The organism is uncultured Rhodospira sp. (assembly GCF_937138205.1).
Taxonomy (GTDB): Bacteria; Pseudomonadota; Alphaproteobacteria; order Rhodospirillales; family Rhodospirillaceae; genus Rhodospira.
Genome location: NZ_CAKZOT010000059.1, coordinates 69508 through 89675, shown reverse-complemented (window position 1 = coordinate 89675; position 20168 = coordinate 69508). Strand labels below are relative to the sequence as shown.

General features: G+C 67.4%; 20 protein-coding genes. 9 read left to right on the top strand and 11 right to left on the bottom strand.

From position 1 onward, the window contains the following. Nucleotides 1-21: 21 nt before the first annotated feature. From Q0309_RS08670 to Q0309_RS08660, 3 genes are read right to left on the bottom strand one after another with little or no spacing between them, the layout of a single operon-like run. Nucleotides 22-1212, bottom strand: a complete 1191-nt coding sequence (locus Q0309_RS08670) for an acetyl-CoA C-acyltransferase (protein ID WP_299439586.1) — start codon at nucleotides 1210-1212, stop codon at nucleotides 22-24. Continuing rightward, nucleotides 1209-2018, bottom strand: a complete 810-nt coding sequence (locus tag Q0309_RS08665) for a nucleotidyltransferase domain-containing protein (RefSeq protein WP_299439585.1) — start codon at nucleotides 2016-2018, stop codon at nucleotides 1209-1211. The genes Q0309_RS08670 and Q0309_RS08665 overlap by 4 nt, the downstream gene beginning before the upstream one ends. A gap of 7 nt (nucleotides 2019-2025) precedes the next feature. Next, a complete protein-coding gene (locus Q0309_RS08660; RefSeq protein ID WP_299439612.1) occupies nucleotides 2026-3144 on the bottom strand; it encodes an isovaleryl-CoA dehydrogenase in 1119 nt (372 codons plus the stop codon). 310 nt (nucleotides 3145-3454) lie between these two features. Between Q0309_RS08660 and Q0309_RS08655 the strand changes: the two genes are divergently transcribed. Continuing rightward, nucleotides 3455-4855, top strand: coding sequence for a hypothetical protein (locus tag Q0309_RS08655; RefSeq protein WP_299439583.1), 1401 nt, complete (start codon nucleotides 3455-3457; stop codon nucleotides 4853-4855). Between the two features lie 26 nt (nucleotides 4856-4881). On the opposite strand, the gene Q0309_RS08650 is transcribed toward Q0309_RS08655, so the two are convergent. After that, on the bottom strand, nucleotides 4882-5352 hold the full coding sequence (locus Q0309_RS08650) for a MerR family DNA-binding transcriptional regulator (protein ID WP_299439580.1): 471 nt from the start codon (nucleotides 5350-5352) through the stop codon (nucleotides 4882-4884). Between the two features lie 152 nt (nucleotides 5353-5504). On the opposite strand from Q0309_RS08650, the gene Q0309_RS08645 reads away from it, so the two are divergent. Continuing rightward, nucleotides 5505-5912, top strand: a complete 408-nt coding sequence (locus Q0309_RS08645; protein WP_299439578.1) for a hypothetical protein — start codon at nucleotides 5505-5507, stop codon at nucleotides 5910-5912. Beyond that, nucleotides 5902-6765 (top strand): hypothetical protein, encoded by an 864-nt coding sequence (locus Q0309_RS08640; RefSeq protein ID WP_299439576.1) that lies wholly within the window; start codon nucleotides 5902-5904, stop codon nucleotides 6763-6765. The genes Q0309_RS08645 and Q0309_RS08640 overlap by 11 nt, the downstream gene beginning before the upstream one ends. A gap of 23 nt (nucleotides 6766-6788) precedes the next feature. Here the strand turns inward: Q0309_RS08640 and Q0309_RS08635 are convergent, their stop codons facing one another. Beyond that, entirely contained in the window at nucleotides 6789-7628 is an 840-nt protein-coding gene (locus tag Q0309_RS08635) for a universal stress protein (RefSeq protein WP_299439574.1), read from the bottom strand. A gap of 497 nt (nucleotides 7629-8125) precedes the next feature. On the opposite strand from Q0309_RS08635, the gene Q0309_RS08630 reads away from it, so the two are divergent. Further along, nucleotides 8126-9415: a glutamine synthetase family protein gene (locus Q0309_RS08630; protein WP_299439610.1), complete on the top strand. Its 1290-nt coding sequence runs from the start codon at nucleotides 8126-8128 to the stop codon at nucleotides 9413-9415. Nucleotides 9416-9438: 23 nt separating this feature from the next. On the opposite strand, the gene Q0309_RS08625 is transcribed toward Q0309_RS08630, so the two are convergent. From Q0309_RS08625 to aspS, 4 genes are all read right to left on the bottom strand, one after another. Further along, complete coding sequence (locus Q0309_RS08625) at nucleotides 9439-9852, bottom strand: PIN domain-containing protein (RefSeq protein WP_299439572.1); 414 nt, start codon at nucleotides 9850-9852, stop codon at nucleotides 9439-9441. Beyond that, entirely contained in the window at nucleotides 9849-10088 is a 240-nt protein-coding gene (locus Q0309_RS08620; RefSeq protein ID WP_299439569.1) for an AbrB/MazE/SpoVT family DNA-binding domain-containing protein, read from the bottom strand. Before Q0309_RS08620 ends, Q0309_RS08625 begins: the two co-directional genes overlap by 4 nt. A gap of 144 nt (nucleotides 10089-10232) precedes the next feature. After that, nucleotides 10233-10637 carry a bacteriohemerythrin gene (locus Q0309_RS08615; RefSeq protein ID WP_299439567.1) on the bottom strand — a complete coding sequence of 135 codons (405 nt, stop codon included), beginning with the start codon at nucleotides 10635-10637 and terminating at the stop codon, nucleotides 10233-10235. Between the two features lie 195 nt (nucleotides 10638-10832). Further along, a complete protein-coding gene (gene aspS, locus Q0309_RS08610) occupies nucleotides 10833-12641 on the bottom strand; it encodes an aspartate--tRNA ligase (protein WP_299439565.1) in 1809 nt (602 codons plus the stop codon). 195 nt (nucleotides 12642-12836) lie between these two features. On the opposite strand from aspS, the gene Q0309_RS08605 reads away from it, so the two are divergent. From Q0309_RS08605 to Q0309_RS08585, 5 genes are all read left to right on the top strand, one after another. Further along, nucleotides 12837-13259 (top strand): SufE family protein, encoded by a 423-nt coding sequence (locus tag Q0309_RS08605; protein ID WP_299439563.1) that lies wholly within the window; start codon nucleotides 12837-12839, stop codon nucleotides 13257-13259. Nucleotides 13260-13451: 192 nt separating this feature from the next. Next, a complete protein-coding gene (locus Q0309_RS08600) occupies nucleotides 13452-14201 on the top strand; it encodes a response regulator transcription factor (RefSeq protein WP_299439561.1) in 750 nt (249 codons plus the stop codon). 85 nt (nucleotides 14202-14286) lie between these two features. After that, the gene (locus Q0309_RS08595) at nucleotides 14287-14547 is read left to right on the top strand and encodes a glutaredoxin domain-containing protein (protein ID WP_299439559.1); all 261 of its coding nucleotides are present in this window, start codon (nucleotides 14287-14289) and stop codon (nucleotides 14545-14547) included. Nucleotides 14548-14620: 73 nt separating this feature from the next. Then, entirely contained in the window at nucleotides 14621-15040 is a 420-nt protein-coding gene (arfB, locus tag Q0309_RS08590) for an alternative ribosome rescue aminoacyl-tRNA hydrolase ArfB (protein WP_299439557.1), read from the top strand. Between the two features lie 265 nt (nucleotides 15041-15305). Beyond that, complete coding sequence (locus Q0309_RS08585) at nucleotides 15306-17963, top strand: PAS domain-containing protein (protein ID WP_299439555.1); 2658 nt, start codon at nucleotides 15306-15308, stop codon at nucleotides 17961-17963. Between the two features lie 413 nt (nucleotides 17964-18376). Here the strand turns inward: Q0309_RS08585 and Q0309_RS08580 are convergent, their stop codons facing one another. Continuing rightward, the gene (locus Q0309_RS08580) at nucleotides 18377-19102 is read right to left on the bottom strand and encodes a hypothetical protein (RefSeq protein ID WP_299439553.1); all 726 of its coding nucleotides are present in this window, start codon (nucleotides 19100-19102) and stop codon (nucleotides 18377-18379) included. 78 nt (nucleotides 19103-19180) lie between these two features. Next, nucleotides 19181-19879: a DUF2062 domain-containing protein gene (locus tag Q0309_RS08575; RefSeq protein ID WP_299439551.1), complete on the bottom strand. Its 699-nt coding sequence runs from the start codon at nucleotides 19877-19879 to the stop codon at nucleotides 19181-19183. Between the last annotated feature and the right edge of the window lie 289 nt (nucleotides 19880-20168).

Below are 20168 nucleotides of genomic sequence, written 5' to 3'. Positions count from 1 at the left end.
ACCGTAACGGCGGCGCTCGCCTCAGGGCATCAGTTCGACCGCCACGGCCGTGGCCTCGCCGCCGCCGATGCACAGGCAGGCAACGCCCCGGCGCTGGCCGTGTTCCCGCAGCGCGTTCAGTAGCGTGACGATGATTCGCGCGCCCGAGGCGCCGATGGGATGACCCAGGGCGCAGGCGCCGCCGTGCACGTTCATTGTGTCCTGCGGGATGTCCAGGTCACGCATGGCCGCCATGGTGACGACGGCGAAGGCCTCGTTGACCTCCCACAGGTCGACGTCGTCGACGGTCCAGCCGATGCGCTCCAGCAGCGTCTCGATGGCCCCGATGGGCGCGGTGGTGAACCAGTGCGGTTCGCGCGCGTGGCTGGCATGACCGACGACACGGGCCACCGGCGCCCACCCCTTGGCCTCGGCCACCGACGCCCGCGTCATCACCAGCGCGGCGGCCCCGTCGGAGATGCTGGAGCTGTTGGCGGCGGTCACCGTGCCACCCTCGCGAAAGGCGGGCTTGAGCGTCGGGATCTTCTCGACGCGGGCCAGGCGCGGGTTCTGGTCCGTCTCGATCACCTCTTCACAGCCCTTGCCGACGCGCACCGTCAGCGGCGCGATCTCCTTGGCGAACACGCCATCGGCCGTGGCCTTCTGCGCCCGCTCCAGCGAGCAGATGGCAAAGGCATCCTGCTCCTCGCGGGTGAACTGGTAGTGCGTGGCGCAGTCCTCGGCGAAGGTGCCCATCAGGCGCCCCGGGTCGTAGGCGTCCTCCAGGCCGTCGAGGAACATGTGATCGCGCACCTGGCCGTGCCCCAGACGGTAGCCGCCCCGAGCCTTGTCGAGCAGGTAGGGCGCGTTGGTCATGCTCTCCATGCCGCCGGCGACGAGCACATCGGCGGAGCCGACGGCCAGTTCGTCGTGGGCGACCATGGTGGCCTTCATGGCCGACCCGCACACCTTGCTGACCGTGGTGCAGACGACGGACCAGGGCAGACCGGCCGCGTGGGCCGCCTGACGCGCCGGCGCCTGGCCGAGCCCGGCCGGCAGGACACACCCCATGTGGACGCCGGTCACGTCATCGGCGTCGACGCCGGCGCGATCCATGGCGGCCTTGATGGCGTGGCCTCCCAGGTCGGGGGCGGACACGCCGGCCAGTTCGCCCTGAAACCCGCCCAGGGGGGTCCGCGCGGCACCGACGATGACGATGGGATCTTGACTCATGACGATGGTGACTCTCCCTGTGCGGGGTTCTGCTGTTTGTCCGCCCGGTCCGGTCCCGCTCCGGCCGACGAGGCGCCATTGTTTCCGATCACATAGAGGCGGTAAAGGGCATCGGCCGCCGCCGGGTCGGGCGCGCCCTCGGGCAGGGCGGCGCAGCGCTCGGCGGCGCTGTCCAGTTCGGCGTTGATCCAGCGATACAGGGCCGGGTGGCTTTCCACGGGCGTGGTGCGCAGGGCATTGATCTCCGCCCGGGCATCGTCGGGCAGGCCCGGCGGGTCCATCAGCGCGTCCAGCGGCAGCGGCGGCAGCGCCCCGCCCCGCTCCAGCCAGCGCAGCGCCAACAGCGCCCGCGCCGCCTTCAGCGACTTGGTGGCCGTCATGGCCTCGCCCCGATCGAGAAAGGCGGTCAGGGCCTTGCGCGCCTCGTCCCACAAGGCATGGCCGAGGACACGGCGCGAATACCCCTCGTGCGCCAGCGATCGCAGGGCCTCGCCCAGTCCCTCCGGATCATACAGCACGGCCGGGCTGGCCAGCCACGACCAGACCATCGGGTTGGAGCGCAACAACAGCCGCAGCCCCTTGCGCAGGTCCCACCCCCAGGTGTCCGGGTCGGGACCGTCCAGCGTGTCCGGCCGTTCGGCCAGGGTCAGGTACCAGTCCGCCGGTCGCACGTAGACGAACCGCACACCGGGCGCGGCCGGCCGGTTGGGCGCGGCCACGGTGCCCTCCACCGCCTCGCCCACGCGACAGGCGAACAGCAGGCGGGCGCCGTGCGCGGCGACGTGATCAGCGAGGGGGTTGGTCACAAGCGCCTCACGCCGTCTCGGCGAACAGTTCGCGGCCGATCAGCATCCGGCGGATTTCGCTGGTGCCGGCGCCGATCTCGTACAGCTTGGCGTCGCGCAGCAGGCGGCCGGTCGGGTACTCGTTGATATAGCCGTTGCCGCCCAGGCACTGGATCGCCTCCAGCGCCATCCAGGTGGCCTTCTCGGCGGCGAACAGGATGGCCCCGGCGGCGTCCTTGCGGGTGGTCTCGCCCCGGTCGCAGGCCTTGCCGACGGCGTACACATAGGCCTTGGCGGCGTTCATGGTGGTGTACATGTCGGCCAGCTTGCCCTGCATGAGCTGGAATTCGCCGATGGGCTGGCCGAACTGCTTGCGTTCGTGGACGTAGGGCAACACCGCGTCCATGCAGGCGTCCATGATGCCCAGCGGCCCGGCGGCGAGGATGGCGCGCTCGTAGTCCAGGCCGCTCATCAGCACGCGGACACCCTTGTCGAGCTGACCCAGAATGTTCTCTTCCGGCACCTCGCAGTCCTCGAACACCAGTTCGCAGGTGTTGGACCCGCGCATCCCCAGCTTGTCCAGCTTCTGCGCGGTCGAGAAGCCCTTGAAGCCCTTCTCGATCAGGAACGCGGTGATGCCCTTCGGCCCGGCGTCGGGCGTCGTCTTGGCGTAGACCACCAGGGTATCGGCCTCGGGGCCGTTGGTGATCCACATCTTGTTGCCGTTGAGGATGTAGCGGTCGCCCTTCTTCACCGCCCGGGTGCGCATACTGACCACGTCGGAGCCCGAGCCCGGCTCGCTCATGGCCAGGGCGCCCACGTGCTCGCCCGAGATCAGCTTGGGCAGATAGCGCGCCTTCTGCTCGGCGGTGCCGTTGCGACGGATCTGGTTGACGCACAGGTTGGAGTGCGCGCCATACGATAGCCCCACCGACGCCGACGCGCGGCTGATCTCCTCAACCGCGATCATGTGTTCCAGGTAGCCCAGGCCGGACCCGCCGTCTTCCTCGTCGACGGTGATGCCCAGCAGGCCGAGATCGCCGAACTTGCGCCACAGGTCGGCCGGGAACAGGTTGCTCTGGTCGATGTCGGCGGCACGCGGCGCGATCTCCTCGGCGGCGAAGGCGGCCACGGTGTCCCGGATCATGTCGGCGGTTTCGCCAAGATCGAAGTTGAGGGCGGGATAGCTGATCACGAGGGCGTCTCCTCAAACGGTGCGGCAGGCGGCCCGACAGCCCGGCGGCACGGCCGGTCGTGGCCCGCGGTTATTCTATGCGCCACCGTATATGACGTTTACGTAAACGTCAACACGAACGGCGCCGCCCCATCACTCAAAGCCGAACCTGAAGACCGGACGGAAACGCTTTGGAAGGCATTTTGTTTTAGGCTCCCGTTTCCGTTATAACCAAACTGACACGGTGCGGCGACCGCGCCCGCTCCCAGAGTGAGAATCCCTCATGGGCGAAGCACAGGAACGACTGACCATCGAAGAAAGCCACGGCGACAGCCGCTGGGTTGCGACCGTGCCCGGCTTTCTGCGCGGTATGGCCAGGGGCCTCGACGCGCGCGGGGGCCGCCAGCGCGACCTGCGCATGGTGCGCGCGGTGGCCACCCTGTATCCGACTTTGTGCCAAGTCGAGCGCGCGACCCACAAGGGCGACGGCGAGGAGGGCGGCCTTCTTCTGGATGGAACCCCGTTCGAAACCGCCGTCAACGACGATCGCGCGATCGAACGCGGCCTGAGCGTGTTCGACACGGCCTGGGCGTCCGGGGCCATCGCCCTGCGCGCCGGCAACGGCAAGCTGATCCCGCCGTCGCGCGGCAAGGTCATCGTGCCGGCCTGCGGATACTCGGTCGATCACGTCCGCCACTATTTCGTGGACCGGGCGGCCCGCCTGATTCTCCGCCGCTCGCCGAAGGTCTATGACCGCATCGTCAAGGACATCACCGATGCCAGCAAGCTGCCCCGGTTGCGCTACATCGCGTCGATGCAGACCCTGGTGATCAACGAACTGATCCGGGGGTTCGAAGGCAACGCCTCCAAGGCTCTGTTCCAGACCGACGAGGCCATGCTGGACGGCCTGTCCCGGTTCCGCCCGGCCGTCATGGTCGCCTTGCGCGAATCCATGGACCAGGAGTTCCCCCGTCTGATGGGCCTCGACCCGGAGATCCTGAAGGCCCTGGCGGACGCGTTCACCGTTCCGGAACAGGCGCGCGACATTGGTCCCGAGGTGCTCCAACTGTCGTCGCCGGAGGCCGTGCACGCCGTCGGGGCCTGGGACCTCCACGACATCACCCACCGGGTCAACGAGGAACGCGAGCGTCGGGGCCTGCCGCCGGTCAAAAACCCCGTGTATTCCACGGATATTCGCACCTTGCGGAGCGTTCTGGGCAGCGAGTTCGGCCACTTGCTGGAGCGCCCGGCCGCCTTGTTGACCGTGTTCGGCGAGGCCGTGCGCAAGCTCCGCGATCTCGACGTCGCGCCACGCCAGGCCTGCGTCGAGCAGATGACGCTGTTCTGCCAACGCTACATCGACTATCTGACGGAAGAGGCCGTCGTGTCCCTGTTCCTGCTGTCACCGCGGGATCGGGCCAACCTGCCCGAGAATCGCCGCCCCAGCATCGCCGAGGTATTCTTTATCTTCGAGGGCCTGTGGAACAAAAAGGGGTTCGGCCGCAAATTCTTCGAGAATGCCGTCGGCAGCCCCGAGGGCGCCAAGGCCCTGCGCCTGATGATGTTCGACTTTAACGCCCTGAAGGATCGCGGGTCGGTCAAGGCAGCGGAAGACCTGGCTCAGATCACGAACAACTCGGATCTTCTGGACACCCACATCGCGAAGTTCACGAACTCTAAATAGGCAGCCCGGTGCCAACGTCGGACCCGTCACCTTCGTGCGGCGCGGCACGCGGAAACGACCGTCTCGCGCGCGGGCCGGGTATGACCTTGCGCCACCGCTGGCTCGCCGTTGACACCGTCAAGGATGCGCTGCGCCTGCGTCTCCACTTGGTCCAGTTCGTCCAGGGTCAGGCGCATGTCTTCCATGCGCTCCAGCAGCGACTCCCGCCGTTGGCGGATCGTATCGATCAGGCGGCGAAGCTGTGCGCCTTCCGTCGGCTCGGCGCCGTACATGTCGATGATGTCCTGGCACTCGCTCAGCGAGAAGCCCAGGCGCTTGCCCCGCACGATCAGCAGCAGGCGCACACGGTCGCGTTCCGTGAAGATGCGCCGCTGCCCCTCGCGGCGGGGAGACAGAAGGCCCTTGTCCTCGTAGAACCGGATGGCACGGGCCGTGACCCCGAACTCGTGGGCCAGGTCGGCGATGCTGTACGTCCGGTCTTCTGGGTCGTTGCTCATGGCCGCAGTTTACGTAAACGTCAACCCCGTGTCGAGAGGACAGGAGCCGACCTCACCCTCGACGCACTCCACCGCATCCGTCACAATGGGCGCGCGCGGCGTCCGCAACCCCGGCGGACCCCTGCACACCCTGTCAAAACCTTGGAAAATCAATGGACTGGTCCCGTTTCGACCGCGAGCGGTTTCGCAAGATCATGGCCCTCGCCCTGCGCGCGGATGGCGCCGAGGCGTTGAGCGCCCTGGACCGCGCGCGCGCCCACCTGGAGGACGCCGGCGGCTCCATCGAGGACGTGCTGGGGGGCACGGTTTCGGTGCAGACATTCGCCGAGCGTGAACCGCCACCCGGAAACGGCCAGGCGGTGCAGCGGGCCGCCGGCCCGGCGGCGGCCGATGCCGACGATCCGCTTCGGAGCGCGCTGTACGCCAGCCGAATCGTGGCACAGTTGCGCACGGAAAACCGCCGCCTCAACGACCTCCTCGATCAAGCCTCACGCTACATCGCCGAGCTGGAGAGCGAGGTCATGCGCGCCCGCAGCAAGAGCCAAGGTGATGCCGACTGACCCGACCCGCGAACCGCCCACCACGGTCTCGACCCTCGCCCAGGCGCTCGACCAAGCCCTTGACGACGGGGCCGGCGGCGTCCATCCCCTTGGCGATCCGCGCCAACCGGAGGTGATCCGTGTTTGGGCCGAACTCACGGCCGGGGTGGGCGACGACGCCCTCGAGGACACGCTGAAGGGCGCGGTCGCCGCCCTGGGCGCGGACCGCGCGCGGCGCGCGCGCCTGCTGGCCGCCGGCATCCTGCCGGAGGTGCCGGTTCAGACGGCGCTGATCGCCGGTTACGTGCGCATGTTCCGCCGGGTCCGGCACATCATGGCCGCCGGCGGCCTCGACGATACGGCGCTGTTGGCCGAAACGCGCCGCGACATGCGGGCGCTCAACGCGCAGATGGCCGAGGCCCTGGGCACCATCCGCGACCAACGCCAGGCCATGAACCGCATGAACAAGGTCCTGGTGAATCGTGAACGTCACCAGGCGCGCACGAACGTCGAACTGGCAAAGACCAAGGAAACCCTGACCGAGGCGCGAACCGCGCTGGCCCGCGTCGAGGCCGAGCGCGACGAGGCGCAACGGTCCGTCGAGGCCCTGCGCGCGGACCGCGACGGCCTGCGCCGCGACCTCAACCGCACCCGGGCCGGCGTCGAGGATCTGAAGGCCAAGTACCTGGAGAAGTTCGCCCTGGCCCTGCACGACCTGAACCGGGCGCGCGCGATGCTCCACAACGATCCCCGCTCGACGCTGCCGGCCATGAAGGCCACCGTCGCCCAGGGCTACTACATGATCCTGGAGGACATGGGCGCCAGCGCCGAGGCCCGCAAACTGATGGCCTCCATCGTCAAGGGCGGCTTGTGATCCGCGCTTTGACGGCGGTCGGATCAGTGCCCCAACAAGACGGGCACGGTCATGTGGTGCAGGATGTGCCACGTCGCACCACCGAGCACCAGTTCGCGCAACCGCGACCGTCCGTAGGCGCCCATGACGAGCAGATCCGCGTTCAGGTCGCTCGCCCGCGACAACAGCATGTTGCCGGCGTCCACGTCGCGCGCCACCACGTGCTCGGCGATGGCGTTGACGCCGTGCCGCGCGAGGTGGGTGGCGATGTCCGCGCCGGGGATATCACCGTGGCCGTTCACCCCGTTGCGGCGCGGATTGACGGCCAGGACGTGCACTTCCTTGGCCAGGCGCAGGATGGGCAACGCGTCGCTGACGGCGCGGGTGGCCTCGCGGCTGGCGTTCCAGGCCACCATGACCGTCTCGCCGATGGTCGGGTACGCGCCCGCATACGGAATGACCAGGACCGGACGGCCCGAGTCCATGATCACGTGGTCGGCGGCCTCGCGCTCGTCGGCCATGTTGTCGTCACGACGGTCGTACTGGCCCACCACCACCAGATCGGCATAGCGGGCGTGCAGGACCAGCATGTCCAACAACTCGCCTTCGGGGTCCCGGAACTCGGTGGTGATGTCCAGGCCGGCCACGGCGTCGTCGAACACCGTCCGCGCCTTGCCCGCCGCCTCGTCGGCGAACTTGCGCTGCGCCTGCGCCACCTCGGGACCAAGCTGCGACATCACGAACTGCGGCACGTGGGGGGTGGTGCGCACGAACAGGCCGGTCAGATGGGCCCCATGCCGCTGCGCCAGCCCGGCGGCGGCATCCACCCGCGCCCGGCAGTGCGACGAGTTGTCCAGGTGCACCAGAATATCCTTGAGGGTCATCGATCGCGTTCCTTCACGGTCTGAGACCGGTGAGCGCGCCGCCGTGAGCGACCGCGCGGGGTCACGGCCAACGCTCCACGGCTGGCATTCGGCCAGCCGCGCGGGATGGTGCCCAAGCCGGGGCACCTTGGCAAGTCCACCTCCAATATGGGCCGGTCGCGCGGCGCCGAGAATTGCATTGCCCGCCGGTCAGACTCGACCGGAACGCGACGCTGGGATCGCGACCGCCGGCAAGCCGCGCCGCGTCCCTGACTTGCGCCAACCAGGGGAACGGGTAGACTCCGCCGGACGCACCACCCCGCCCCCGCCCCCGCCATGACCGGAAGGGACCGTCCGTGCCCCCCTCGTCCGACCCGCCCGCCGCCGTCCCCGGGATCATGCCGGACCAGCCCTTGTCGGGCCACGACCTGCCGCCGGCCGAGGATCGCCCCGGCCCGGGCGATCTCGTGGCCCTGGAGCAATGGGTGCGCCTGCGCGGCATCACCGAGGTCGAATGCATGGTCTCCGACCTGTCCGGCATTCCGCGCGGCAAGATCCTGCCGGCGCACAAGTTCCTGTCCAGCCTGCGGGACAAGGGGCTGCGGCTGCCCGAGTCCGTGTTCATCCAGACGGTCACCGGCGGCTATCCCGAGGATGACCCGGTCGACATCGAGGACCGCGACATGTTCCTGGTGCCGGACCCGACCACGGTGCGCATGGTGCCGTGGTACGAGGAGCCCACGGCCCAGGTCATCACCGACTGCGTGTATCGTTCCGGCGAGCCGGTGGCGGCCGCGCCCCGCCATGTCCTGAAACGGGTCCTCGGGCTGTATGCCGAGCGGGGCTGGCACCCCATCGTGGCGCCGGAGTTGGAGTTCTTCCTGGTCAAGATGAACGACGACCCGGACTATCCGCTGGAGCCGCCGAAAGGCCGCTCGGGCCGCGCCGAGACCGGCAGCCAGGCGTACGGCATCGACGCCGTCAACGAGTTCGATCCCCTGTTCGAGGACATCTACGACCATTGCGAGGCGCAGGGCCTGGACGTCGATACCCTCCATCACGAGGGCGGCGCCGCACAGATGGAGATCAACTTCAATTACGGCGACCCGCTGGCGCTGGCCGATCAGGTCTTCCTGTTCAAACGGACGGTTCGGCAAGCCGCGTTGTCGCACGGGGTCTATGCCACGTTCATGGCCAAGCCGCTGGAGGGTCAGCCGGGCTCGTCCATGCATATCCACCAGTCGATCGTCGAGACGGACCCGGCCGGGCGAAACCTGTTCGCCGACGCCGACGGCGCGGACAGCGACCTGTTCCGCTGGCACATCGCCGGCCTGCAACGCCACCTGCCGGAAGCCCTGCTGCTGCTGGCCCCCAACGTGAACAGCTATCGCCGGCTGGTGCCCGACTGGGGGGCGCCGATCAACATGCACTGGGGGTATGACAACCGCACGGTCTCGCTGCGGGTGCCGTACTCCGACGCCGCCAACCGGCGGGTCGAGAACCGGCTGTCCGGGGCCGACGCCAACCCCTACCTGGCCATCGCCGCCTCGCTGGCCTGCGGCTACCTGGGCATGATCGAACACCTGGAGCCGAGCCGGCCCATCAAGGGCAGCGCCTATTCGCGCGCCCACGCCCTGCCCCGCCACCTGCCCGACGCCATCGAGCGCTTCGCCCGCGCCAAGGCGCTCCAGGACGTGCTGGGCGAGCACTTCACCAAGGTCCTGACCAGCGTCAAGTGGGCGGAGTGGGACGCCTACCAGCATGTCATTTCAAGCTGGGAGCGGGAGTATTTGTTGTTGAATGTGTAAGGCCACACGGAAAGGGCCGCCCATCACTCAGCGTCAAGATCCGACGCAAGCACACCATTCGGATGCGCCGCGAGGCGTCGGTCAAAAGTGACGAGCGGCAACGCACCGGTGACCTGGGCGCTTGCCAGAATTACGTGGTCGGCGAAATCGGCCCCGCTTGTCCGCCACGCCCGCAAGGCGGCGCGGGCCACCTCGTCCCGCTCCGTGGCCAAGTCCGCCGCGTTCAGCAGGCGTTCCAGCAGGTCGGCGATACGACCCTTGTCGTACCGATAAGCGCGAGACAACACCCTGACCAGTTCGCACAGCACGACGAGGGAAATCCATCCCGGAGCGTCAGGTGTGCACTCTTTTTCGATGATCCGCGTCGCCACTACCGCCTGGACGGGGTCGTCTTGTGTGACATACCGAACAAGGACGTTGGTATCGAGCGCGATCATCCTTCGGACGCCGCACCATCCGCGATGGCCCGGTCCATGTCCTCCAGGGAGACCGGTGCCGCCGGACGCGGCAGACAGCCCTTGAGATCCCGCACAGAATTGGGCTTGGGCACGATCCGAACGGACCCGTCATCGTCGAGAACGAAGGCGACACGGTCCCCTGGGCTCAGGCGCAGCCTGTCCCGCAACGCCTTCGGCACCGTGATTTGGCCCTTACTGGAGAGGGTTGCGTGCATCGGGGACCCTTATTGGCGTCCTGCTATTGGCGTCCTGCTTGAGGGCTCAGGATGGGCACGCACCATCGCGCGGTCAAGGCGCGACAGGACCGCCCAGCCGGTCTTGGACCGGGATCCCACCGTTTCCGGCTCCAGGGTCCGACCCTACGCCGCCTTGGCCGCCAGGAACGCGCCCAATTGCTTGTCGACCTGCATGATATGGTTGGTCAGCCAGTCCTTCAGGAATGGCACCAGCGTATCGGCCAGATCGTGGTCGCCGTCCAGGAAGCGTTGCTGCAAATCCTCGGCCTGTTCGGTCAAGTCCACGTGCTGCACCTTGTGCGCCAACGCATCGGGGTAGCCGTGCGCCTCCATCAGCCGTTCTTCGCTCCTGAAATGCCACGCGGTGTAGTCAATGAGCTCCTCCAGGAAACCGCCGATGACGTCCACCGCCTGACCGGAGCCGATGGCCGCGTCCAGATCGTTGAACAGGTCGATCAGCTTCTTGTGTTGCTCGTCAATGGGACCGTATCCGACGCTCAGATCATCCGACCATTCCAGCAAAGCCATGGGTCACCCTTTCCCTCCGGCGAAAACCGACACGATTGGTCGTGGTCGCGAGGGGTCCCCACAGCGTGAACCCTGTAACAGCCCCCTCCGTGACACTGATCTTACGCCGTGACCGCCTGTCGAGTCATCACCAGGGCGCGCATATCCGGTCCGCTATGGCGACAAAACGTCTCGCTCGCGCCGGCGGGCCGTGTCTCAGCCGCCGCCCCCGGTTTGCGGTTTGGGCTTCGGCTTCGGCAGGTCGAGCTTGATGTGCAACTCCTTGAGCTGCTTTTCGCTGACCGCGCTGGGCGCCTGCATCAACAGGTCCTGCGCCTGTCCGTTCATGGGGAAGACGATCACCTCGCGGATATTCGGCTCGTCGGCCAGCAGCATGACGATGCGGTCGATGCCGGGCGCCGATCCGCCGTGCGGCGGCGCGCCGTAACGGAAGGCGTTGAGCATTCCGCCGAAGTGTTCCTCGACGTGCTCCTTTTCGTACCCGGCGATCGCGAACGCCTTGAACATGATGTCGGGGCGGTGGTTCCGGATCGCCCCGGACGACAGCTCGACGCCGTTACAGACGATGTCGTACTGGAACGCCTTGATCTCCAACGGATCCATGGTCTCCAGCGCCTCCAGCCCGCCTTGCGGCATGGAGAACGGGTTGTGGCTGAACTCCACCTGTCCGGTGTCCTCGTTCAGCTCGAACATGGGGAAGTCCACGGTCCAGCAGAAGCGGAACTCGCCGGTTTCCAGCATCTCCAGTTCGGCGCAGATCTTGGTGCGGACCAGACCGGCGAACTTGGCGGCCGGCAACGGCTTGTCGCAGGCGAAGAACACCGCGTCGCCGGCCTTCAGATCCATCTGCGCGCGCAGGGCCTCGACCCGATCGGCCTCCAGGTTCTTGGCGATCGGCCCCTTCGGCCCCTCGGCCCCGAAGATGATGTAGCCCAGGCCGCCGGCGCCGTTGTCGCGCGCCCAGTCGTTCAGCTTGTCATACCAGCCGCGCGGCCGGTCCGCCGCGCCCGGCGCCGGGACGGCGCGCACGACCGCGCCCTTGCCGTCGATCAGCTTGGCGAACAGGCCGAAGCCGCCGCCCCGGAAGTGTTCGGTCACATCCTGGATGATCAGCGGGTTGCGCAGGTCCGGCTTGTCCGAGCCGTACTTCAGCATTGATTCGTCATAGGGAATCCGAGGGAACGGCGGTTTGGTCACCGTCCGACCGTCGGCGAACTCCTCGAACACGCCGGCCAGAACGGGCTCAATGGCCGCGAACACGTCCTCCTGGGTGACGAAGCTCATCTCGAAGTCGAGCTGGTAGAACTCGCCGGGCGAGCGGTCGGCGCGACTGTCCTCGTCGCGGAAGCACGGCGCGATCTGGAAATAGCGGTCGAAGCCGGCCACCATCATCAACTGCTTGAACTGCTGCGGCGCCTGCGGCAGGGCGTAGAACTTGCCCGGGTGCAGCCGCGACGGCACGAGAAAGTCGCGGGCACCCTCGGGGCTCGACGCCGTCAGGATGGGCGTCTGATACTCCAGGAACCCCTGCTCCACCATGCGCCGGCGGATCGACTGGATCACCTGGGAGCGCAGCACGATGTTGCGGTGCATCTGCTCGCGCCGCAGGTCGAGGAAGCGATAGGTCAGCCGCAGATCCTCGGGGAACTCCTGCTCGCCGGCCACCTGCATGGGCAGCACGTCGGCGGTGGACTGCACCTCGACCGCGTCCACGCCCACCTCGATCTCGCCGGTGGGGAGGCGCGGGTTGATGGTCTCGTCCGAGCGGGCGATGACCCGGCCGGTCACCGTGATCACGCTTTCGACGCGCGCCGCCTCCAGCGTCGGGAACACCTCCGACGAGATGTCCAGCACGCACTGGGTCAGGCCGAAATGATCGCGCAGGTCCACGAACAGCAGGTTGCCGTGATCACGCTTGCGGTGGATCCAGCCGGACAGGCGGACGGTCTGGCCCACGTCGGCGCGGCGGAGTGCGCCGCAGGTGTGCGTGCGGTAGGCGTGCATGATGAAGGGAGTCCCCTGATGGAAGGCGGGTCGGGTGCCGACGGTCGGACCGGAACCCACACCGAACCGCCCGCTTTGTCAAGGCGGGCGAGGATGGCGCCACCCACGACGCTTCGGGGTTCCCGTTGGCGCCGTTGCGCCTTACATCGGAGGGAGCCGACACGACCGACGACTGACGAGCGGAACCGACACCTCATGACCATGACCCGGGACGAACTCTCCGAAACCTTCGAGCTCCTCGACGACTGGGAAGAGCGCTACGCGTTCATCATCGATTTGGGGCGCAAGCTGGAACCCATGCCGGACGTCGACATGATCGACGCCAACAAGGTGCGCGGCTGCCTCAGCCAGGTGTGGTTGACGGTCCGGCCCACCGAGGACAGCCCGGCCCGGCTGCACTTCTGCGCCGACTCGGACGCGCATATCGTCAAGGGCCTGATCGCCATCCTGTTCATATTGTTCAACGATCGCACACCCGAGGAGATCATCGCCCTGGACGCCGAGGCCGAGTTGCAACGCCTCGGCCTCGACCAGCACATCAGCCCCAACCGCCGCAACGGCGTGGCCTCGATGATCCAGCGGATCAAGGCCGAGGCGGCGACCCTGGCCACGGCCTGAGGGCGTCCAGGCGCTCGGCCCTCCGTTCGAAAGGGGGAGGCGCCGGGGCAACGGCTTGCTTCCAAAGGCTTGACGGACCCCTTCGATCGGTGGATATATGACCGTGAGATCGGCAGGTTTCGTGCTGCGCGCTCGCCAATGTGGCGCGCTCCAAATCAAAGCACGGCATACGTGCGAAAGGATGCCCTCAATATGGCTCCGGACGAGTCCAGCACCCCGGACAAGGCCCCAGACAAGGCTGCGGACGACAACGGCGCCGCTGACAGGACACCGGACACCCCATCGGCGGCCAAGAGTTCAACCGTACGGGTTCTTCTCGCGGACGATCACGCCCTCTTACGAGACGGCATCCGGCCCTTCCTGACGGATCTGGCCGATCACGTCGAGATCATGGAGGCGGTGGACTTCGACAGCGCGCTGGCCGAGGCGTCGGAACACTCGCCGGACCTGCTTCTGCTTGACCTGAAGATGCCCGGCATGGCCGGCGTGGAAACCGTCAGTGCCTTCCGCAAGGCCTGCCCCGAGGTGCCCGTGGTCATCATCACCGGGCAGGTGGTGCGCGAGGACGTGCTGCGGGCCATGGAACTGGGCGCCTCCGGCTACCTGCCCAAGGCCATGAGCGGCGCCTCGTTCGTGCACGCGTTGCGCCTCATCCTCAGCGGCCAGCCGTATTTCTCCGCCCACCTGCTCAGCCCGGGCAGCGCCGAGGGCGAGCCGGCTCCGGCGCAGCATCCGGGCGGGCGGTTCGCCGACCTGACCAACCGCGAAGTGCAGGTCCTGTCGCTGCTGGTGCGCGGCGAGTCCAACAAGGAAATCGGCCTGCACCTGGGGTTGACGGAGATCACCGTCAAGTCGCATATGCGCAGCATCTTCAAGAAGATCGGGGCGGCCAACCGGACCCAGGCCGTGGCCATGGCGATCCAGCACGGCATTTCCGGCTGATCCGGGCTGTCTCCGTCACCAGACATCGCACGACCGCACGCGCGCCGCACCGCGCGGGCGTGACCAACACATTGAGGGAAGACCGATGGTCCATGTCGAGGTTTACACCAAGTCGAACTGCACCTTTTGCGCAAAGGCCAAGACGTGGTTCCAGGACCACGGCATCGCCTACACCGAGCACGATGTGTCCTCGGCCGCCGCGTTTTCCGAGATGAAACAGCGCCTGCCGGAGGCCCGCACCGTGCCGCAGATCCTCATGGACGGCCATTTGATCGGCGGATACGACACGCTGAAGGAATACGAAAAGCCCCTTCTGTCGAAACTGGAGGCCGCCAAGGCGAGCTGAAACCGGACACGCCGCCCCCTGGTCCGGCCGTTCGCCCCTGGCGCGTTCCCTTTCCCCGGACGGACCCGGTTCCATGCTTCACATTGCCCCCGGGGTCAGCATCCCCGACTCCGAGATCGAGGAGCGGTTCGCGCGGGCGTCAGGCCCCGGCGGCCAGAACGTCAACAAGGTCGAAACGGCCGTCCAGTTGCGCTTCGACGTGCGCGGCTCGCCTTCGCTGCCAGACGCGGTCAAGGACCGGCTGGCACGGTGCGCCGGCCGGCGTCTGACCGGCGACGGCGTGCTGGTCATCACCGCCGACCGCTTCCGCAGCCAGGAGCGCAACCGCGCCGACGCGCGCGAGCGGCTGGCCGCGCTCATCCGTGCCGCCACACACACGCCCCGCCCCCGCACGCCGACCCGGCCAAGCCGGGCGGCCAAGCAACGCCGCACCGATACCAAGACCCGTCGCGGGCGGGTGAAAACCCTGCGCGGGCGTCCTGACCTCGATTGATCCGACTCAACTTCTTCGAAGGTCGAACCTGTGTCTTGGCGCGACAATTGACGCTTGGAGACGTGTATGGTCAAATAGTTGCAATAGCTTGCGTGTCCCGCCGAGAAATATTGGAATTCCGCGCAAAAGCTGTATTTGCGTGGCTGCGGGCCAATAAATTGTTATTGCGATGACGGCACGCGCGCCTGTAAATTGGAACGCATACAATGTGCTTTCAGGGGTAGGATTTGGCCCGACGCCAACGTGGTCCAGGAGAACCGGCAACATGGACACGGAAGACCGGGCGGCGTCGGACCGAAACACGCATCCACAACACCGGGAATCGCACCGGGACTTCATCCCAGGCCGCGCCGATGAGGCGCTACGCGAACAGGCCGAGCTTCTGGCCACGGGGCAGCGGCTGGCCCGCATGGGGTCGATCGTCTTCGACATCGCGGACGGGACCTGGACCGTTTCGGAGAACTGGGCGCAGCATATCGGCCTGGACCGCACGGTTCTGTCGCGGGAGGAGGTGCGCGCCCTCATCCCACCCGAGGACCTTCCGATCACCCAGGCGGCGTTTGACGGGTTCTTCACGGGCGCCACGCCGGAATACGAGCACCGGCTGATCCATGCCAAGACCGGCGAGACGCTGTATGTGCGCGCCTACGCCATCCTCGTCCGCGACGACTCCGGACAGCCGGTTCGCGTGGTCGGCGCCGTCCAGGACATCACCGAGCAGAAACAGGCGGAACAGGCACTGCAGGCCAGCGAGGCGCGGTTTCGCGCACTGTTCGACGCGATGCCGCTGAGCCTCGCGGTGTGGCAACGTCAGGGCGAGGATTTTGTTCTCAGCGCGGTCAACGCGGCCTCTCACACCCTGACGCACGATCAGATTTCGGCCCTCATCGGCAGTCGCCTCTCGGAGTTCTACGGTGACATGCCATGGATGCGGGATCTGGTCTGGCGTTGCCACCTTAACAGCACCGTCGAGCACGCCGAGCGCGCCTATCGGTTCCGCTCCACGGGCGACGAAAAGCACCTGAACCTGAAATTCGCGCCCGTGCCGCCGGACATCGTGCTGATCGTCGCCGAGGACACCAGCGACCGGGTGCGCGCCGAAACCCGCCTGCGCGAGACCGCCGACCTGCTGCTGAACGCCGAGGAACTGGCCGGCATCGGCTCCTGGGAATGGGACGTCGCCGCCGATACCTGGACGGTCTCGGACAACTGGTGCCGGCTGCACGGCGTCGAGACACCGCCACGCACCACCGCCGACCTGTTGCCGATCGCGCATCCGGACGACATGGCGCGGGTCGAGGCCGCCTTCGAGCGCGTGCTGAACGGCGAGCCCTATGACATCACCCACCGGATCATCCACCAGGGCACGGGTGAGGTTCGAACCGGCAAGGTCCACGGGACGCCGATCCTGAATGACGACGGACACGTCGTGAAGGTTCGGGGCGTGGCCCTCGACGTCACCGACCGCGAACGGGACGAGCGCAAGCTGCGCGAAACCACCGACCTGATGGTGGCCGGGCAACGCCTCGGCCGCATGGGGTCGTTCGAATACGACATGGAAACCGAGCGGTGGACCCTGTCCGAGACATGGCGGGAGTTGTCCGGGGCTGAGGTCAGCGCGACCACCACCGAAGAATTGATGGTCTGGATCCATCCCGACGACCGGAACCGCGTGGCGGAGGAATTCCGTGCCGCGCTCCGGGGCGATAGCCATCAAATGGAACACCGCGTGATCCACTACACAACGCGGCAAACCCTGCACCTGCGCGCCTACGGCGATTTGGTTCACGACCAGCACGGAAGGCCCACGCGGTTCCTGGGGCTGGTGCAGGACATCACCGAGGAGAAGCGTCGCGAACAGGCGCTGGCCAACAGCCTGACACAACTCACCCTCGCGCAACGCATCGCCAGCATCGGCAGTTGGACCCTCGACCCCGCCGTCGGCGTGCCCGTCTGGTCGGACGAGGTATTCCGCATCTACGAGCGCGACCCGGCGCTCGGCCCACCTTCGCTGGCCGAGTACGATCACATCTATACGGGGGAACATCTGGCCGCCTTCCGGGCCGCCATTCATGGCGCCGTTCACGAGGGCCGGCCCTACGACGTCACGCTACGCCTGGACCTGCCGGACGGCCGGGTCAAGTGGGTCCACGGCATGGGCCAGCCGAACCCGACGCGCGGCCCGGCCGGGCACGTCGTAAACGGCACGATCCAGGACATCACCCACCACAAGCGCGAGCAGGAGTTCCGCGAGGACGTCGAACGCATCATCCGTCACGATATGCGCAGCCCCATCGCGGCCACCATTTCCGGGATCAACATCCTGCGCCTGTCCGACACGCTCAGCGACGACAACCGGCACGTCCTGGACATGATGGAGCGGTCCGCCCAGCGCCAGCTTACGCTGCTCGATGCCTCCATGGCCCTGTACCGCATGGAAGCCGGCACCTTCGACCTTGTGCCGGCCCCGGTGGACCTGCGCCAAGTCATGGACGAGGTGCGCGAGGAACTGGCGTACCTCGCCGCCGAACGGTCCGCGCACATCAGGGTGACCGCCGCCGCACCCCTGACCGCCGTCGGCGATCCGTGGCTGTGCCGGACCCTCCTTTCAAACTTGGTCCGCAATGCCCTGGAAGCCCTGCCGGCCAAACGGCTGGCTGTCGAGGTCGGCATGACCGCCCAGGATGGCGCGGCGGTCGTGCACATCACCAACCCCGGCACAGTGCCGGACGCGATCCGCGACCGGTTCTTTGAGAAGTACTCGACCAGCGGCAAGCCCGGCGGCACCGGCCTGGGCACCTATTCGGCGCGCATGATGGCACAGGCGCAAGCCGGAAGCGTCGCGCTCGATACCAGCGTGGCCGGGCAAACCACCGTCACCGTGCGCCTGCCGCTGGCCGACGCGGATCAAGCCCCGGCGTAATACCGGGCGACGATAGGTATGACTCGTCCGGCCAGGGTCACTTCGGGGCGCCGACGATGCGGAGTCTTTGACTTTGTCGCCGCAGCGCCCCTTCGGGGCGCGCGGCTCCGCCGCTTCGCGGCGCCGGCGCAGTCGCGCCGGCCAGCCTCCGAAAAGGTCAGCCTTTTCGGAGGCTGGTATAATACCAAGCGACGGAAATCGTGATACGTTTTCCGGACCGTCAGCACACGACCTTGGGAGATCCCTCGCGTCCTAACGGACGCTTCGGGATGACGTATGTGTTTGTTTTTTAAAGAAAATCGTCATCCCGAGCGAGCGAAGCGAGCCGAGGGATCTCCCGCGCCGGCACCGCGCCCGGCGAATGAGGAGGAGTCATGACTTCGATCGGCTGGCGTAAGCCACGGTCCCGCGCATCAGGGAAACGCGCACCGTGTCGCGGTCGCCTCGGCGAACCCGGTGCGCCCGGCCCGGACCGTGAACCGGTACTCGGAGCCGTCCAGAACCATGGCGTGATGGAGCGGCAGCACGCCCTCGACCTCCTCCGTCTCGCCTCCCAGGCGGCTGAACTCCACCTGAACCGGCTTGGCCGGATCGAACCACGCCTCCGGCCGATCCTGCTCGTCGGTCGCCACCGCCCCCTCCGCCGAGACCGTGATGCGCCGGTCGGCGAAGCTGACCGAGGTGGCCGACGCCGCGTGCCCGGGCACACGGACGAAGAACTGCCGGGTTTCCGGAGGGGACTCGCAATCGGCCGGCGTCTGCGCCGCCCGGATCAGGAACGCCAGCCGATCCGCGGCAATCCCCTCGCCCAACATCCGGACCACCAGGTCGTGCAGGCGGCGCGCCTCTCCGTGCGGCACATCGCGCTCGTACCGGGTCTGAACATACCGCAGGCGGGCGCGCGCCTCCTCCAACTCCACCGACAGGCTTCCCCGCGCCCGTTCCGAGGCGTCCAGCGAGTCCCGCATGTCTTCCAAGCGGGCCTCGAGCAGACCGACGCGGTCCCGCAGGTCCCGGCTGAGCAGCAGGTATCCGTAGTACAGCCCGGCGCCGACGGCACCGGTGCCCAGAAGCAGCAGGAACAGAATGAGGACCGCGTGTCCCGAGCGCCGACGGCGGCGCGGACGACCAAGGGGCATGAAAGGCTTCCGTCAAATCCCGAATGAAACAAGGGAGTCACCGAATGGCGCCGATCTTGGCGCCCTCGGGGCCGCCCGTCAATCCGATGCACCATCGCGCCCGTCGGCGGCCGTCCAGGCGGCGGCGCGCGAGGCCTGGCGGCGGTCGGCATGGGCGCGCCGTTCAGCCCGCGCCGCCGCGTGCCGGCGCGATACCCGCAGACTCAGCCAGTATCCGAGCACACCGCTGAGGACGACCCAGGGCACCGAGCCGACCACCAGCGGCAGGCCCCAGCCGGCGACAATATCCGCGACATAGGCATACAGCGCGGACCAGAAGCCCAGGTTCGCGGCGAACGTGCCCTCCCACAAGGCGACGAAGGACTCGAAGCCGGTCACGTCGTCCCAGTGGCCCAGCATGAGCTGTCCGGTCACGTAATAGGCGTAGTAGAACGGCAGGATGGTGAACGCGTTGGTGATCCAGGTCCAGGCCAGCCCGAGGACCAGGCTGAAGTGCCACGAAAACAGCCGGCTGGCGACGAACCAGGTGGCCAGCACCAACATCATCTGGATGCCCACCAGCGGCGTCATGGCCCACATCAGGCCGACCATGACCCCTCGCGCCGAATGCTCCGGCGGATGGTGGCTGCGCATCAGGGGGATGACAAGACGAAAGCGGATCAGGCGCAACGTCTGGCGCCACCAGCCGTGCGGCCGCCGCCCATTGGACGGGGCGTCGCCACGGACGCCTGCGTCCGGAGGTGTCGATCCGGTTTCCGTTGCCGGCGGCTCGCGCATGGCCTTTCGCTCGGATGGTGAGTGGGCGGCGCCAAGAACGCCGCACCGTCTGCCTTGCGCGGGATATAACATGCGTCTCGCCCAGGCGTAAGGGTCAGCAAACCGACTGCGCTTGCCATCACAACAGACTCCGCAGGTCGCAATTGGCCCGCCCGTTGGAAAGAACACAGTTCACGCTTGTGGGATCGCAGAGGATGTGGTCGTCTGAAGCATATTGGAAAGGCTGAGTTCGGCAGGGCACTCAAACATTCAGGGACGCTCGTTCCGTCGCCGAAGCGCTCGCTCGAAC